Genomic DNA, 15,274 nt, shown 5'->3' on the forward strand with positions numbered 1-15,274 from the left:
TTGGGACGGGCGGCGCCCCTAGCGGCACGACTGCCCGCAGCTAGCGGCGGCTGCAGCGGCTTTTGAGGGGCGCGGGGAACTGCGCGACCAGCCCCCCACCGGCCCGCAGACGGCGTCAGTCCAGATAGCCCCTCAGCTGGTCCGCAAAAGCATGGTCCCGCAGCTTGTTCAGGGTCTTCGACTCGATCTGACGGATGCGTTCCCGGGTCACGCCGAAGATACGGCCTATCTCCTCCAGTGTGCGGGGACGCCCGTCCACCAGCCCGTAGCGCAGCTGCACAACCTTCCGCTCACGCTCGCCGAGCGTCGAAAGCACCGCCTCCAGATGCTCACGCAGCAGCAGGAACGCCGCCGACTCCACCGGCGAGGTGGCGTCGCCGTCCTCGATGAGGTCACCGAGGGCCACGTCGTCCTCCTCGCCCACCGGGGCGTGCAGGGAGACGGGTTCCTGGGCCAGGCGGAGGACCTCGCTGACTCGCTCGGGGGGCAGGTCGAGGTGGTCGGCGACCTCTTCCGGCGTGGGCTCGTAGCCGCGCTCCTGCAGCATGCGGCGCTGGACGCGGACGACCCGGTTGATCAGCTCGACGACGTGGACCGGGACCCGGATGGTCCGGGCCTGGTCGGCGAGGGCCCGGGACATGGCCTGGCGGATCCACCAGGTGGCGTACGTGGAGAACTTGTACCCGCGGGCGTAGTCGAACTTCTCAACTGCCCTGATCAGGCCGAGGTTTCCCTCCTGGACCAGGTCGAGCATGGTCAGCCCGCGGCCGACATACCGCTTGGCCACGGACACGACGAGCCGCAGGTTCGCCTCGATGAGGCGGCGCTTGGCCATCCGGCCCATGACGACGAGTCGGTCCAGGTCGAGGGCGAGCTGGCTGTCCAGGTCGGGCGCGGTGCTGAGCCTCTCCTCGGCGAACAGGCCGGCCTCGACGCGGCGGGCGAGCTCGACCTCCTCGGCCGCGGTCAGCAGGGGGATACGGCCGATCTCACGCAGGTACTGACGGAACAGGTCCGAGGACGGGCCGCCGGTGTCGGCGGAGCGGGCACGCGGCGGTGCCACCGGCTCGGGGTCCTCCGCGGCCTCCAGCGCCTCTGCGGGCGGTTCGGCCGGCTCGGGCGGGCTCTCGGGGTCCGCCTCGGGGTGGTGCGCGACACGGGTCTGCGGGGGGACCGCGACGAGAACATCGGTCGCGTCCGGCTCCGTGCCGTCCGTACTGGTGTCGGTCTGGGTGAGGGTCTGGGTCTGCACGGGGGCGACCTCCAGGATGATCGCTGCTGAGGTGTGCGGCAGCGCTGCTTCGGGAGCGGAGTCGACGGCCTCGCCGCTGTCCGTCCCGTACGCGATGAGCGGAACCGCGGGGGTGTGGGATCCGCTGGGGACGGATCGGCCGCGCTCCGAGGACTCAGGCACCGGACCCAGTGTGGAGTACGACACATCGTCGCCACGAGGGGCGTGCGGTGACTTTTTGCAATCGGCCCGTGACCGCGCGGTTACCGCGGCGTACGCGAACGGCTCAGAGAGCTGCGGCTCCGTGCTCGCGCAGCGCCTGGTCGTACTGCTGGAGTACCCACAATTCGTTCTGTACCGCAGCCAGTTGTGCCGGGTCCGAGTGGGTGCCGAGGCGGGTGAGGGTGCTCTGGATGTCGCGGACGCGGCGCTCCACGGCCCGGCGGCGGACGGTCACGAGCTGTTCGCCCGCGTAGTTCTCGTCGACCGTGCGGCGCATGATCGCCTCGACGGCCAGTTCCGTGACCATGGCGCGAACCGTGTCGTCGGGTGCGGCCTCGCGGACGCGGACGAGGTAGTCCTGCGCGTCCTGCACGCCGTACTCCGCGCCGCCCGCCTCCATGATCGCCTGGCGTACGGCGGCGTAGGGCGCGGCGGTGAACTCGTCCATGCCGTAGGCGTCGAAGGCCGGGGAGACCAACTCGGGGCGCTGAAGGGCGAGTTTGAGGAGTTCGCGTTCGGTGGCGTAGACGGGGTTGCGGAGGTTGAGGGCCGGGCCGGACGGACCGGAGGAGCGGGGCGCGGCGTCGTAGGACTGGGGGCCGCGGACCGGAGCCGGGCCCTTCCCGCCGCGGTCGCGGGCCCAACGGGCCAGCTGGGCCACCCGCTTGACCACGAACTGGGTGTCGAGGATGCCGAGCATGCCGGCGAGCTGGACGGCGACCTCGTGCTGGGCGCCGCTGTTCTTGATGCGGGCGACGATCGGGGCCGCCTCGTCCAGCGCCGCCGCCCGGCCGGCCGGGGTGTCGAGGTCGTAGCGGACGACGATCTGGCGCAGGGCGAACTCGAAGAGCGGCGTACGGGGCTCGACCAGGTCCGCGACCGCCTCGTCGCCCTTGGCCAGGCGGAGTTCGCAGGGGTCCATGCCGTCCGGGGCGATGGCGATGTACGTCTCGGCGGCGAACTTCTGGTCGTCCTCGAAGGCGCGCAGGGCCGCCTTCTGGCCGGCCGCGTCGCCGTCGAAGGTGAAGATGACGCGGGCGCTGCCGTTGTCCATCAGCAGGCGGCGCAGGATCTTGATGTGGTCGCCGCCGAAGGCCGTGCCGCAGGTCGCGATCGCGGTCGTGACGCCGGCCAGGTGGCAGGCCATCACATCGGTGTAGCCCTCGACCACCACCGCGCGGCTGGCCTTGGCGATGTCCTTCTTCGCCAGGTCGATGCCGTACAGGACCTGGGACTTCTTGTAGATCGCCGTGTCGGGGGTGTTGAGGTACTTGGGGCCGTTGTCCGCCTCGTACAGCTTGCGGGCGCCGAAGCCGACGACGTCTCCGCCGATGTCGCGGATGGGCCACATCAGGCGGCCGCGGAAGCGGTCGATGGGGCCGCGGCGGCCCTCCTGGGAGAGGCCGGAGAGGAGGAGCTCCTTGTCGGTGAAGCCCTTGCCGCGCAGGAAGCGGGTGAGGTGGTCCCAGCCCTGGGGGCTGTAGCCGACGGAGAAGTGCTCGGCGGCCGCCTGGTCGAAGCCGCGCTCGGCGAGGAACTTGCGGCCGGTGTCCGCCTCGGCGCTGGTGGCCAGCTGTTCCATGTACCAGTCGGCGGCGATCTTGTGGGCCTCGACCAGGCGGATGCGCTCGCCGCGCTGGTGGGCGGGGTTGTAGCCGCCCTCCTCGTAGCGCAGGGTGATGCCGGCCTGGCCGGCCAGGCGCTCGACCGCCTCGGAGAAGGAGAGGTGGTCGACCTTCATCACGAAGGTGATGGTGTCGCCGCCCTCCTGGCAGCCGAAGCAGTGGAAGAGTCCCTTGCTCGGGCTGACCTGGAAGGACGGCGACTTCTCGTCGTGGAACGGGCAGAGGCCCTTGAGGTTGCCACCGCCCGCGTTGCGCAGCTGGAGGTACTCGGACACCACGGCGTCGATCGGGACCGCGTCCCGTACCGCCTTCACGTCCTCGTCGTTGATCCGTCCTGCCACGTGGTGATTCTACGGGGCAGGACCGACACTCAAGGGACGAGGCTTTCGAGCGGAACGTGCGGGTCCGCCAGCGCCTCCGTGTTCACCTGTGTCTTCGAGCGGATCAGTTTCTGGATGGGGTCTGTGACGTCCCACACGTTCACGTTCATCCCGGCCAGCACCCGGCCGTCCTTGATCCAGAAGGAGATGAACTGACGCTTGCCCGCGTCCCCCCGGATCACCACTTCGTCGTAGGAACCCGCGGGTGCCCACCCGCTGTACTCCATCCCCAGGTCGTACTGGTCGGAGAAGAAATAGGGCACGCGGTCGTAGGTGACGTCCCGGCCGAGCATCGCGCGGGCCGCCGCCGGGCCGCCGTTGAGGGCGTTGGCCCAGTGCTCGACCCGGAGGTGGGTGCCGAAGAGGGCGTGCGGGAAGGACGCCACGTCGCCGGCCGCGTAGATGTCGGGGTCGGAGGTGCACAGGCGCTCGTCGACCACGACGCCGGCGCCGTGGGCGCGGTCGGCGATCTCCAGGCCGGCGGCTTCCGCGAGGCCGATGCGGGGGGCCGCGCCGATCGCCGCGAGGACGTCGTGCGCGGGGTGCTCCTCGCCGTCGTCGGTGCGGGCCGCGAGGACCATGCCGTCCTGACCGACGATCTCCGTCAGCTGCACGCCGAAGTGGAAGCGGACGCCGTGCTCGCGGTGCAGCTCGGCGAAGAGGTTGCCGAGCTCGGGACCGAGGACCGCGTGCAGCGGGGTCTGAGCGGGTTCGACGACGGTGACCTCGGCGCCGTACTCACGGGCCGCCGCCGCGACCTCCAGACCGATCCAGCCGGCGCCGGCGATCACGATGTGCCCGTTGTCCCGGCCGAGGGCGGTCAGCACGTGCTTGAGCCGCTCGGCGTGGGCGAGGCGGCGCAGATGGTGGACGCCCGCCAGGTCGGTCCCTGGGATGTCGAGGCGGCGCGGCTCCGCGCCCGTCGCCAGCAGGAGCTTGTCGTAACGGACGAGCGTGCCGTCCTCGCCGAAACGGACCGTCTTCGCCGCACGGTCGATGGCGTCGACCGTCTCGCCGAGGTGCAGCTCGATGTCGTTCCGCGCATACCAGGCCGGCTCGTGGACGAAGACGCTGTCGCGCTCCTCCTTGCCGAGCAGAAAGCCCTTGGAGAGGGGAGGGCGCTCGTACGGGTGGTCGCGTTCGTCGCAGATCAGTATCACGCGGCCGGTGAAGCCCTCCGCTCGGAGCGTCTCGGCCGCTTTCGCGCCGGCGAGACCGCCTCCGACGATGACGAATGTCTGATCCGCGTCGACCACTTGATGCCTCCTACGGGGTGTCTGAGGGGTGTCCCCTCGGAAAACACTGTGCGTGCCGCCATATGCGAGCGTCCCGCACGGAGTGTGATGGGGGAAGAGGGAGTGGCCCGATCAGGCCACGGAGGGTCACAATCGGGCTCGTTCGGCGTCCCCCGCGTCCCGTCAGTCTCACAGATGCCCCGTCAGACGCGCATGAAGTGAACGGGCCGATGCGTCGGTGAGGGAGGCGATCTGGTCGACGATCACCCGCTTGCGGGCGCGGTCGTCGCCTGCCTGGTCGAACAGAGCGCGGAACTGGGGGTCGAGGCCGTCCGGGGCACGGGCGGTGAGCGCCTCGGCGAGCTCGGCGACCACGATCCGCTGGTCGGCCCTCAACAGCTCCTGTTCGGCACGCTGCATGACGTACCGGTCGGCGACGGCCTTGAGGACCGCGCATTCCAGCCGCGTCTCGTGCGGTACGACGAGTTCGGCGTCGTAGCGGGTGAGGCGGCCGGTGCCGTACGCCGCGCGCGTGGCGGTCTCGGCGGCGAGGCAGAAGCGGCCGATGAGCTGGCTGGTGGCGTCCTTGAGGCGGGCCTGGGCGACCGCGGTGCCGTCATAGCCGTGCGGCCACCACTCCTGGTCCTGGAGGCGGTCCAGGGCGGCGGCGAGTTCGGCCGGGTCGGTGCCGGCGGGGACGTAGCGTCCGACGGCGACCGCGAAGACCGCCTGGCGTTCGGGCTCCGCGTGCAGGCAGTTGGGGTCGATGTGGCCGGCGTGCAGGCCGTCCTCGACGTCGTGCACCGAGTACGCCACGTCGTCGGACCAGTCCATGACCTGCGCCTCGAAGGTGGTGCGGGTGCCCGGGGCGTCCTTGCGGACCCAGTCGAAGACGGGGCGGTCGTCCTCGTAGACACCGAACTTGGGGGAGGCCGGGTCGGTGGGGTGGGCGCCTCGCGGCCAGGGGTACTTGGTGGCGGCGTCCAGGGCGGCCCGGGTGAGGTTGAGGCCTACGGAGCCTTCCGGGGTGAACCGTTTGGGTTCGATGCGGGTGAGGAGGCGCAGGGACTGGGCGTTGCCTTCGAAGCCGCCGCAGTCCTCGGCGAATTCGTTCAGAGCCTGTTCGCCGTTGTGGCCGAAGGGGGGGTGGCCGAGGTCGTGGGAGAGGCAGGCGGCTTCTACGAGGTCGGGGTCGCAGCCGAGGGCTGCGCCCAGTTCGCGGCCTACCTGGGCGCACTCCAGGGAGTGGGTGAGGCGGGTTCTGGGACTGGCGTCCCAGGCTTGGCTGCGGGTTCCTGGGGTGACGACCTGGGTCTTGCCTGCCAGGCGGCGGAGCGCTGAGCTGTGCAGGATGCGCGCGCGGTCGCGTTGGAAGGCTGTGCGGCCGGGGCGTTTATCAGGTTCTGGGGCCCAACGTTCGGTTGACGACAGGTCGTACGGCATGTCTCGACAGTAAGGGCAAGGACTGACAATCCGCGTATTCGTCTGCCGAGATCTGTTGATTGGCGCGTGCGGGTCGTTTGTGGCTTGTCGCGCAGTTCCCCGCGCCCCTGGGGGCTGCAGTCACTCTTGGCGTCACGCCGACGCCAGGGCCGGTTCCGTGGTCGTTGCCGGGGTTGCCAGGGCCTGGTCGTAGCGGTGAAGGACGAGCTTCGCCATCGCCGGGTGTGTGCCGAGGGGGGCCGACGCGATCCATGGGGCTACCTCTGCCGACTCCGTGGCAAAGCGGCCGGGGGCTGTGAAGTAGGAAGCCACTGCGACCCGGTGACGGCCATTGGCCGCCAGGGCTCGGACGGCGTCTGGGACCGTGGGGGCGGCCGTGGTGGCGTAGGCCGGGACCACCGGGACTCCCAGGCGCTCCGACAGCAGCTGGGCCGTGCGGTTGGTGTCGATTTTCGACTCCGGGTCGCGGGAGCCTGCCGCGGCGAGGACGATCGCGCTGGTGCGGCGGGTGGCCTCGTCCATGCGGGTCTGCCATCCGGCCTCGACCAGGCGGGCGTGCAGAGTCTCCACCAGGAGGGGGTGCGGGCCGAGGGCACCGGCCACGCGCGCGCGTACCTGCGACGCTGCGGCCATCTCGGGGATGTCCCGCTTGATGTGGTAGCCGCGGCTGAGGAGGAGGGGGACGAGGACGGCCTCTCGGGTGCCGAGCGACGCGAGGGTGTCGGGGAGCAGCGGATCGTTCAGTTCGATGTGGCCGAGGTGGACCGGCAGGCCGGGGCGCTGCTCGCGGACGCGGTCCAGGAGCGTACGGACGGTGCTCAGTGCGCGCGGGTCGCGGCTGCCGTGCGCGACGACCACGAGCGCGGGCGGACCGGGGCGCCGTCTGCCGTTCAGGGAGACGAGGCTGAGCTGGCTGGCGAGCTGGCTGCTGATCCGGTTCATGAGGTGCGCCGTACTGTCTAGGTGGGCGGTCGGGGACTCGTCGCGAGGAGGGTTCGACGGCGTCATGGACCGATGGTGGCGGCGGGAGGTTGCCACCCCGTTGCATGAGAATGACAGGTGTTTTCGGGCCGTTCACGGTGGGGTGCGCGGGGTTTGTGAGGAGATCTGACCTGCGGTTTCACCTCTCGTAGTGAACCTGGTCACGTATCGTCTGCCGAACCGCGGAGCCTGACAGGGCGTCTCTGACTGTCGAAAAGCAGGCCGGAGAAGGGGGACCGATGCGCAGACCACGCCTGCCACGCACGCGTGCCGGGCAGCGCAGGCTGGTGCAGGCGGTGATGGCCGGGTGTGTGCTGGCGCTGCTGCCGGTGACCTGGTTGTACGTCACGATGGGCGACCGGCTGCGTACGCCCGCCGACGCGCCCCGCACCGAGGTCGCCGTGGTCTTCGGCGCCGGACTCTGGAACGGCGAGCCCTCCCCGTACCTCGCGAACCGTCTGAAGGCGGCCGCCGAGCTGTACCGCGAGGGCCGTGTCGAGGTCGTTCTCGTCACCGGTGACAACAGCCGCAAGGACTACGACGAGCCCGACGCCATGCGCACGTATCTGAAGAAGCACGGTGTGCCGGAGGGGCGGATCGTCAGCGACTACGCGGGCTTCGACACCTGGGACTCCTGCGTCCGCGCCAAGAAGATCTTCGGCGTCGACCGGGCCGTGCTCATCAGCCAGGGCTTCCACATCCGGCGGGCGGTCGCTCTGTGCGAGGCGGCGGGAGTCGACTCGTACGGCATCGGGGTCGACGCCAAGCACGACGTGACCTGGTACTACGGCGGCACTCGTGAGATCTTCGCGGCCGGCAAGGCCGCCCTGGACGCCGTGTTCCACCCGGACCCGCGGTTCCTCGGGCCGAAGGAGGAGGGGGTCGCGAAGGCGCTCGCCGACGCCCGGTGAAAGACGCCTCACCGCCGCTCCCGCCCGGCCGGGAGGTCACCGTGCCGCCCGCGTAACAAGGAGCCGTCCCGCACGTAACACAGCCGAAGCACGCTGAGGGGCATGCCGACCTCCGCGACGCCCACGCACTGCCCGTACTGCGCCCTGCAGTGCGGGATGAATCTGACGCCCGCGCCGGACGGCACGGTCGAGGTGAGCGAGCGCGCGGACTTCCCGGTGAACCGGGGTGCGCTGTGCGGCAAGGGCCGTACCGCCCCGGCCGTGCTCTCGTCCCGGGTGCGCCTGACCTCCCCGTTGGTGCGTTCCGAGGGCACTCTGACGCCCGCCACCTGGGACGAGGCACTGGACCGTGTCGCCGAGGGACTGCGCCGGACGCGTACGGAACATGGCCCGGACGCGGTCGGCGTCTTCGGCGGCGGCGGTCTCACCAACGAGAAGGCGTACACGCTCGGCAAGTTCGCCCGGGTGGTGCTGGGCACCTCGCAGATCGACTACAACGGGCGCTTCTGCATGTCGTCGGCCGCGGCGGCCGGCACCAAGGCGTTCGGCCTCGACCGGGGGCTGCCGTTCCCGCTGGAGGACATCCCGAAGACGGGCTGCGTGATCCTGGTCGGGTCGAACCTCGCGGAGACCATGCCGCCGTCGCTCCGGTTCTTCAACGAGCTCAAGGAGAACGGCGGCACTCTGATCGTCGTCGACCCGCGCCGCACGAAGACCGCCGAGCAGGCCGATCTGCATCTGGCACCCAGGCCCGGTACGGATCTGGCGCTGGCGCTCGGTCTCCTGCACCTGGTCGTCGCGGAGGGCCGGGTCGACGAGGAGTACGTGGCCGGGCGCACCACCGGCTGGGAGGACGCCCGGGCTGCGGCGATGGCGCACTGGCCGGAGTACGTGGAACGGATCACGGGGGTGTCCGTTCCCCAACTGCGGGAAGCCGTACGGATGTTCTGCGAGCCGGAGCACGCGATGGTGCTGACCGCGCGCGGGCCCGAGCAGCAGTCCAAGGGCACGGACACGGTCGGCGCGTGGATCAACCTGTGCCTGGCGACCGGCCGCGCGGGCCGCCCGCTGTCCGGGTACGGCTGTCTGACCGGGCAGGGCAACGGGCAGGGCGGACGCGAACACGGCCAGAAGGCCGACCAGTTGCCCGGCTACCGCAAACTGGACGACCCGGCGGCGCGCCGGCATGTGGCCGAGGTGTGGGGCGTGGACCCGGACTCGCTTCCCGGGCCGGGGCGCAGTGCGTACGAGCTGCTGGACGCCCTGGGCACGGACATCAGGTCGCTGCTGCTGATGGGGTCCAACCCGGTCGTCTCGGCGCCGCGTGCCGCGCACATCGAGGAGCGCATCAAGTCGCTGGACTTCCTGGCGGTCTGCGATGTCGTCCTGTCGGAGACGGCGGCGCTGGCGGATGTGGTGCTTCCCGTCACGCAGTGGGCGGAGGAGACCGGCACGACGACCAACCTGGAGGGCAGGGTGCTGCTGCGGAGGCGCGCGATCACGGCTCCCGAAGGTGTCCGCAGCGACCTCGACGTCATGCATGAACTGGCCGACCGGCTCGGTGTGGAGAAGGGCTTCTCGACCGACCCGGAGGAGGTCTTCGAGGAGCTGCGACGGGCCAGCGCGGGCGGGCCGGCCGACTACTCGGGGATCACCTACCGCAGGCTGGCGGAGGAGAACGGGGTGTTCTGGCCCTGTCCGAACGCGGAAAGCCAGGGTGGGGGCCGGAGTGAGGGCCACCCCGGCACCCCCCGCCTCTTCCTCGACCGCTTCGCCACCCCGGACGGCCGCGCCCGCTTCGTCCCCGTCTCGCACCGGGCGTCCGCCGAGGAACCGGACGACGAGTACCCGGTGCTGCTGACCACCGGCCGGGTCGTCGCCCAGTACCAGTCCGGCGCCCAGACCCGCCGCGTGGACGAGCTCAACGCCGCGGCGCCCGGCCCGTTCGTGGAGCTGCACCCCCGGCTGGCGGCGCGACTCGGGGCGGCGGAGGGCGACCCGGTGGCGGTGGTGTCCCGCCGGGGACGGGCCGTCGCACCGGCCCGCATCACCACCTCGATCCGCCCGGACACGGTCTTCATGCCCTTCCACTGGCCGGGCGAGGGCCGCGCCAACACCCTGACCAACCCGGCTCTCGACCCGACGTCACGCATGCCGGAGTTCAAGGTGTGTGCGGTGCGGGTGGAGGCCGTGCAGTCGTAGAGGCGGGCGCGGGCCGGACGGGACGAGCGTGATCGAGGGCACATGTTCTCGCCATAGTGGCCTGATATGTTCGCTCCCGATCATATGACCGGAAGGGCTGACCACCCTTCCGACGCTTCCATGCATTTGCTGCACTTTTCCGGCGCACGCCTTCTGCCTGTGCGCCCCGAGGGGAATTCGCATGACCGCGAGGAAACTCGCCGCGCCCGCACTGGGCACCGTTGCCGTTGCCGGCCTCGTCAATGTGCCGGTGTCCCAGGCGGTGACCGGAGATCCGGTGGCCTTCACGGGGACAGTCGACAAGCAGATACCGCTGGACCGGGCCCGGTTCACGCTCCGGGCCGACCTGCCCGCCACCGAGACGGCCGATCTCGCCGACGGCGCGAGGGTCGACATGCTGAAGCCGCCCACGACGGGGATCAGCACCACCGGCAACTCCTTCACCGTCGCGGTCGCTCCAGCCGACGTACCGGACCGCTACGTCGGCGCGAACGGCCTGGTCTCGCTGGAGCTGGAGATCTACGACCCGCAGAGCGACAGCTACGCGTGGACGACCCAGTCCGTGCGTCTCGTCGGCGGCGAACGGACGGCCATCCGGTCCGCCCCCGCCCGGAGTTGGGCCGATCCGCTCGTTTCCGGCGGGACCGCGATCGCCCGCTCCGCCGCGAGCCGGGCGCCCAAGGTCAAGGTGCACCTGGGCAAGGCACCGAAGGGGTTGAAGGCCGCCTTCCTGCCGCGCACCGACACCTGCAAGACCACGAAGATCGGCCAGACCGACGTCTGGGCCACCATCGGCGAGGGCTTCCCGGCCGCCCCGGGCTACGGCACGAAGCGCGGCACGGCCTGGATGACCCACAGCAACGGCTCCGAGGTCACCTACGGCGCGGCGATCACCACGAACGGCACCAACTGGTCCGCGTCCGGCAGCGCCTCGGTCGCCGACACCAAGGGCTTCGACTTCGAGTGGGAGCCGGGCACCAATCCGAACATCTCGTACCGGGCCGAGGTCCGCTACTTCAAGTACAAGTACGACTGCGGCGGCGTGATCATCAACCGCAAGGTGAAGGCCGTCTCGGAGACCGGCGGTGTCAAGACCGTCCACGTGGACGCCAACCCGCCGCACTGGCTTTCCCTTGCAAACTGCATCTTCGACATGCCGGTCGGCACGTGGAAGAAGACCACCGGCAAGGCGTACTCCAACTCCGGCGGCGTCAAGATCGGTTCGGTGATCGGCATCGGCCTGAGCTCCGCGCGGAACTACACCAAGGGCTCCACACTCAGCTACAAGATGGACGCCGGGCACGACCCCCTGTGTGGCAACACGGACAAGCCGGCCCACGCCCCCAAGGTGCAGCAGTACTACAACCGCATCCAAGAGGAACTGTGACCAGCGGCTCCACGCGAAAGAGCGTGCTGGTCCTGGCCGCCGCCGCGGCAGCCGTGGCGGTAGCGGCGTCCCTGCTCGCCGGTTGGCCGTTCGGTGACAAGCGCGTGGAGCACGTCAGCCGGGACGGCCCGCTGCAGTCCCACACCGACGCCGGCACTACCTCGGTCTACGCGCCGAAGAAGACGCCGTGGGCTGTGACCTTCGGCAGCTATCTGCTCTGCTCGACCGACGGGGCCCCGATCACCATCGACGGCATCCGCTATCGCACGCCGGTGAAGCCGAAGTCGGTCTCCCTGAAACTGCGGACCGTCACCCCGCAGTTGTGGAAGGCAACCGTCGACGCCGGCCCGATCGGTGCCGCTCTGGGTACACCGCCGCACTTCCAGAACCGCAAGGCACCCGGCGATTACCGCGACGCCCGGGCGGGCAGTCGCATCACCCAGAGCTGCGCCGACCAGGACAAGGAGGGCTCGGGCTTCACCGAGCTGCTGTTCGTCCTGGACGTGGGTCGCCAGGGCGGCTACATCGACACCGCATGGATCGACTACCACGTGCACGGAGACCCGTACACACTGCGGCTCGAATGGGAGATGGTCGCCTGCGGCTCGCGGGTCCCGCGCGCGCTGGACGGGAGCGCGGTCTGCGACGGACAGCAAAGCTGACGGGAGAACCGGCAACTGGCGGGCGGGAGCCCTACCTGACCCGCCAGTCCCCGCTCTCGATCAGTTTTCCGTGGGCTCGCAGGCGGGCCTCGACAGTGGGGGCGGCCACGTACACCCAGGCGCGGGTGGGTGTGCCCGTGCTGTCCTGGATGACCTCGCGGGCGATGCGCTCGTAGAGGTTGCGCGGATCCCCTGGGACGTACTCCTCCAGCCGGTCGAGGGCGACGAGCAACTCCTCGTACCTCTCCGGCAGTGCGGTCACGAGTTCCCCGTACACCACCCCGCCCGGTTCCTCGACGGCGTACGGATAGCCGGGTCCGTCGTACAGGACCGCGCCGTTCAGCCTCGCCGGCTTTTCAGCCCCTGTGCAACCGCGCAGGAACAGGTCGTGGTTGACCTCTCCGGGGAGGAGGGTTCCGTAGACGAAGAACGGGAGTCTCACAAAAACGATTCTCTCTCCTCACATACCTCCTCCGTACCTCCCAGTACGCGCTATGGACCTCGCCGTGTCATGGCCCCTTAAATCGTCGTCAACACCTGCGCAGTCCCCCCACGCCCCCACGCGCCCCCACGCGCCGTTCGGCGCCTTCTCGAGGAGACCGATGAGCCGAATACGTATCGACGTCCGAGGTTCCCGTCGTCTCGCCGCTCTCGGCGTGGCCGCCACCACCGCCAGTCTGCTTGCCGCAGCACTCTCCCCCGCCGCCGTGGCGGACGAACAACCGACCAGGGCAGGCGCGATCGCGAACGCGGCGTCGGCGCTCCTGGCGCACGCCGCGAGCCTCGGGCTCACCTCCGAAGAGGGCACGAAGGTGCGGGACGTGATCGTCGACAAGGACGGCACGCAGCATGTGCGTTACGACCGGACGTACCGTCAACTTCCGGTGCTCGGCGGCGACTTCGTGGTCCATCTGGCCTCGGACGGGACGTACCGCAGCGCGAACCGGGCGACGCGGAGCGAGATATCCCTCGCCTCGATCGTCCCCTCCATATCGGCCCCGAAGGCCGCCGACCTCGCGGCGAACGCCCTGCGCGCGGTCAACCTCGGCGAGACGCTGAGGAAGCTGACGGCCAGGCCGGAGCTGGTCGTCGACGCCCTGCACGGAACGCCGAAGCTGGCGTGGCGGACGCAGGTCGCGGCCAAGGACTCCCTGGGCAACCCGGTCTCCCGCACCGTCCTCACGGATGCCCGCACCGGCCGTCAGATCGACGCCTGGGACGACATCGAGACGGCTACGGGCGACGGCAAGTCGCTGTACAGCGGGACGGTGCCGCTGGAGACGACGCAGTCGGGATCGACGTACCAGCTCAAGGACCCGACGCGCGGCGGCACGTACACGGGTGACGCGGCGAACCAGTCGGACCTGTGCTTCCTGACCAGCATCTGCATCAGCCGCGCCCCGTCCACGGTGTTCACGGACGCGGACAACCACTGGGGAACGGGGACGGACACCGACCGCGCCTCCGCCGCCGTGGACGCCCAGTACGGCACCAACATGACCTGGGACTTCTACAAGAACTCCTTCGGCCGCAACGGCATCGGCAACGACGGCAAGGGCTCGTACAACCGCGTCCACTACGGCAACAAGTACAACAACGCCTTCTGGGACGACAGTTGCTTCTGCATGACGTACGGCGACGGTGACGGCACGAGCCTCGGCCCGCTGGTGGGCCTGGACGTGGCCGGCCACGAGATGACGCACGGCGTCACCTCCAAGACCGCGGCCCTGACGTACTCGGGCGAGTCCGGCGGCCTCAACGAGGCGACGTCCGACATCCTCGGCACGCTGGTGGAGTGGTACGCCAACAACGCGTCGGACCCCGGTGACTACCTGATCGGCGAGAAGATCGTACGGCCGGGATTCGGCCAGGCCGCCCTGCGCTACATGGACAAGCCCTCCAAGGACGGCAAGTCGGCCGACTACTGGAGCTCGTCGGTGGGCAATCTCGACGTCCACTACTCCTCGGGCGTCGCCAACCACTTCGCCTACCTCCTGGCGGAGGGCAGCGGCGCGAAGACCATCAACGGCGTCAGCTACGACTCCCCGACGTCCAACGGCAAGACGGTGACGGGGATCGGGCGGGAGAAGCTCGGGAAGATCTGGTACCGGGCGCTGACGGTCTATATGACGTCTTCGACGAACTACGCGGGGGCGCGTACGGCGACGCTCAGCGCGGCCAAGGACCTTTACGGCGCCGGGAGTACGGAGTACAACGCGGTGGCGGCAGCCTGGAGTGCCGTCAACGTGAACTGAGTTTGCACCGGTTGCACGATGCGGCCGCCTCGGTCTTCGGGCCGGGGCGGCCGTCGCCCCATGCGCCTGTCAGTCGACGATCCGACGCACCGGCTGTCCCGTGACGCGGGCGATGGTCTCGAAGTCGGAATCCTGGTGCAACAAGGTGAGTTTGTGGTGCTGAGCGGTGACGGCGACCACCAGATCCACAGGACTCGCACACTGATGCCAACCCCGATCAGCAAGGTCCCGCTGGAGCGCAGCGGTGTCCTCCCAGGCCGTGTCACGCATTGGGTAGTACGGAAACGTCTCCCGGAGCAGCCCGTCCGCTTCGTAATACGCCGGACGCCCTCCGACCGCGCGAAGAAACTCCTGCCGCACGGGCTCACACAGCCCGACCAGGCCGGAGCCCACGAGCTGGTCCCACTCCGCGCCGGTCCGACCGCGGTAGAAACGGATCAAGGCACTGGTGTCGATGAGGAAGGCCTCGCTCACGCCGCGTGGTGCTCCGCTCCAGAGGCCGACTCGGGCGTGGTACGGGCGGCGTCGGCGGGCTTCTCAATGACCGAGAAGTCGATCTCCCCCTCAGCCACCATCTGACGCATCCGCTCCACTGCGGCCGCACGCCGCCGTCTGTCCGCGATCTCCCGGAGCGCGGCATTGACCGTGTCCTTTTTCGTGCTCGTTCCCAGGTGGCGGGCGGCCTCGGCGAGAGCCTCGTCGTCAAGGTCGATCACGGTGCGGGACATGACGCCTCCCGG

The 15,274-nt window shown here is 70.0% G+C and carries 13 protein-coding genes; 5 read left to right on the forward strand and 8 right to left on the reverse strand.

What is annotated here, in order from left to right:
• Positions 1-115: 115 nt before the first annotated feature.
• The 5 genes from ACWDAG_RS07935 to ACWDAG_RS07955 form a co-directional block, all read right to left on the reverse strand.
• Positions 116-1,414: an RNA polymerase sigma factor gene (locus tag ACWDAG_RS07935; protein WP_450694725.1), complete on the reverse strand. Its 1,299-nt coding sequence runs from the start codon at positions 1,412-1,414 to the stop codon at positions 116-118.
• 103 nt (positions 1,415-1,517) lie between these two features.
• Positions 1,518-3,419: a DNA primase gene (dnaG, locus tag ACWDAG_RS07940; RefSeq protein ID WP_450694726.1), complete on the reverse strand. Its 1,902-nt coding sequence runs from the start codon at positions 3,417-3,419 to the stop codon at positions 1,518-1,520.
• Between the two features lie 29 nt (positions 3,420-3,448).
• On the reverse strand, positions 3,449-4,714 hold the full coding sequence (locus ACWDAG_RS07945) for an NAD(P)/FAD-dependent oxidoreductase (RefSeq protein WP_450694727.1): 1,266 nt from the start codon (positions 4,712-4,714) through the stop codon (positions 3,449-3,451).
• Between the two features lie 168 nt (positions 4,715-4,882).
• Positions 4,883-6,136: a deoxyguanosinetriphosphate triphosphohydrolase gene (locus tag ACWDAG_RS07950; RefSeq protein WP_450694728.1), complete on the reverse strand. Its 1,254-nt coding sequence runs from the start codon at positions 6,134-6,136 to the stop codon at positions 4,883-4,885.
• Between the two features lie 132 nt (positions 6,137-6,268).
• Positions 6,269-7,144, reverse strand: a complete 876-nt coding sequence (locus ACWDAG_RS07955; RefSeq protein WP_450694729.1) for a sirohydrochlorin chelatase — start codon at positions 7,142-7,144, stop codon at positions 6,269-6,271.
• 212 nt (positions 7,145-7,356) lie between these two features.
• Here ACWDAG_RS07955 and ACWDAG_RS07960 point away from each other — a divergent pair, with 212 nt between their 5' ends.
• The 4 genes from ACWDAG_RS07960 (at position 7,357) to ACWDAG_RS07975 (ending at position 12,279) form a co-directional block, all read left to right on the forward strand.
• On the forward strand, positions 7,357-8,028 hold the full coding sequence (locus ACWDAG_RS07960) for a SanA/YdcF family protein (RefSeq protein WP_450694730.1): 672 nt from the start codon (positions 7,357-7,359) through the stop codon (positions 8,026-8,028).
• A gap of 102 nt (positions 8,029-8,130) precedes the next feature.
• Positions 8,131-10,230, forward strand: a complete 2,100-nt coding sequence (locus ACWDAG_RS07965) for a molybdopterin oxidoreductase family protein (RefSeq protein WP_450694731.1) — start codon at positions 8,131-8,133, stop codon at positions 10,228-10,230.
• 181 nt (positions 10,231-10,411) lie between these two features.
• Positions 10,412-11,617, forward strand: coding sequence for a hypothetical protein (locus ACWDAG_RS07970; protein WP_450694732.1), 1,206 nt, complete (start codon positions 10,412-10,414; stop codon positions 11,615-11,617).
• Positions 11,614-12,279, forward strand: coding sequence for a hypothetical protein (locus ACWDAG_RS07975; protein ID WP_450694733.1), 666 nt, complete (start codon positions 11,614-11,616; stop codon positions 12,277-12,279). Before ACWDAG_RS07970 ends, ACWDAG_RS07975 begins: the two co-directional genes overlap by 4 nt.
• Positions 12,280-12,310: 31 nt before the next feature.
• Here ACWDAG_RS07975 and ACWDAG_RS07980 read toward each other — a convergent pair whose 3' ends face one another.
• On the reverse strand, positions 12,311-12,721 hold the full coding sequence (locus ACWDAG_RS07980) for a gamma-glutamylcyclotransferase family protein (protein WP_450694734.1): 411 nt from the start codon (positions 12,719-12,721) through the stop codon (positions 12,311-12,313).
• A 160-nt stretch (positions 12,722-12,881) separates the two neighbouring features.
• On the opposite strand from ACWDAG_RS07980, the gene ACWDAG_RS07985 reads away from it, so the two are divergent.
• Positions 12,882-14,534 carry a M4 family metallopeptidase gene (locus tag ACWDAG_RS07985; RefSeq protein WP_450694735.1) on the forward strand — a complete coding sequence of 551 codons (1,653 nt, stop codon included), beginning with the start codon at positions 12,882-12,884 and terminating at the stop codon, positions 14,532-14,534.
• Positions 14,535-14,603: 69 nt separating this feature from the next.
• On the opposite strand, the gene ACWDAG_RS07990 is transcribed toward ACWDAG_RS07985, so the two are convergent.
• Together ACWDAG_RS07990 and ACWDAG_RS07995 are read right to left on the reverse strand one after the other, a co-directional pair.
• The gene (locus ACWDAG_RS07990; RefSeq protein ID WP_450694736.1) at positions 14,604-15,008 is read right to left on the reverse strand and encodes a PIN domain-containing protein; all 405 of its coding nucleotides are present in this window, start codon (positions 15,006-15,008) and stop codon (positions 14,604-14,606) included.
• Positions 15,005-15,262, reverse strand: a complete 258-nt coding sequence (locus ACWDAG_RS07995) for a type II toxin-antitoxin system VapB family antitoxin (RefSeq protein WP_450694737.1) — start codon at positions 15,260-15,262, stop codon at positions 15,005-15,007. Before ACWDAG_RS07995 ends, ACWDAG_RS07990 begins: the two co-directional genes overlap by 4 nt.
• Positions 15,263-15,274: the final 12 nt, after the last annotated feature.

This window comes from Streptomyces sp. NPDC001157 (assembly GCF_053598255.1).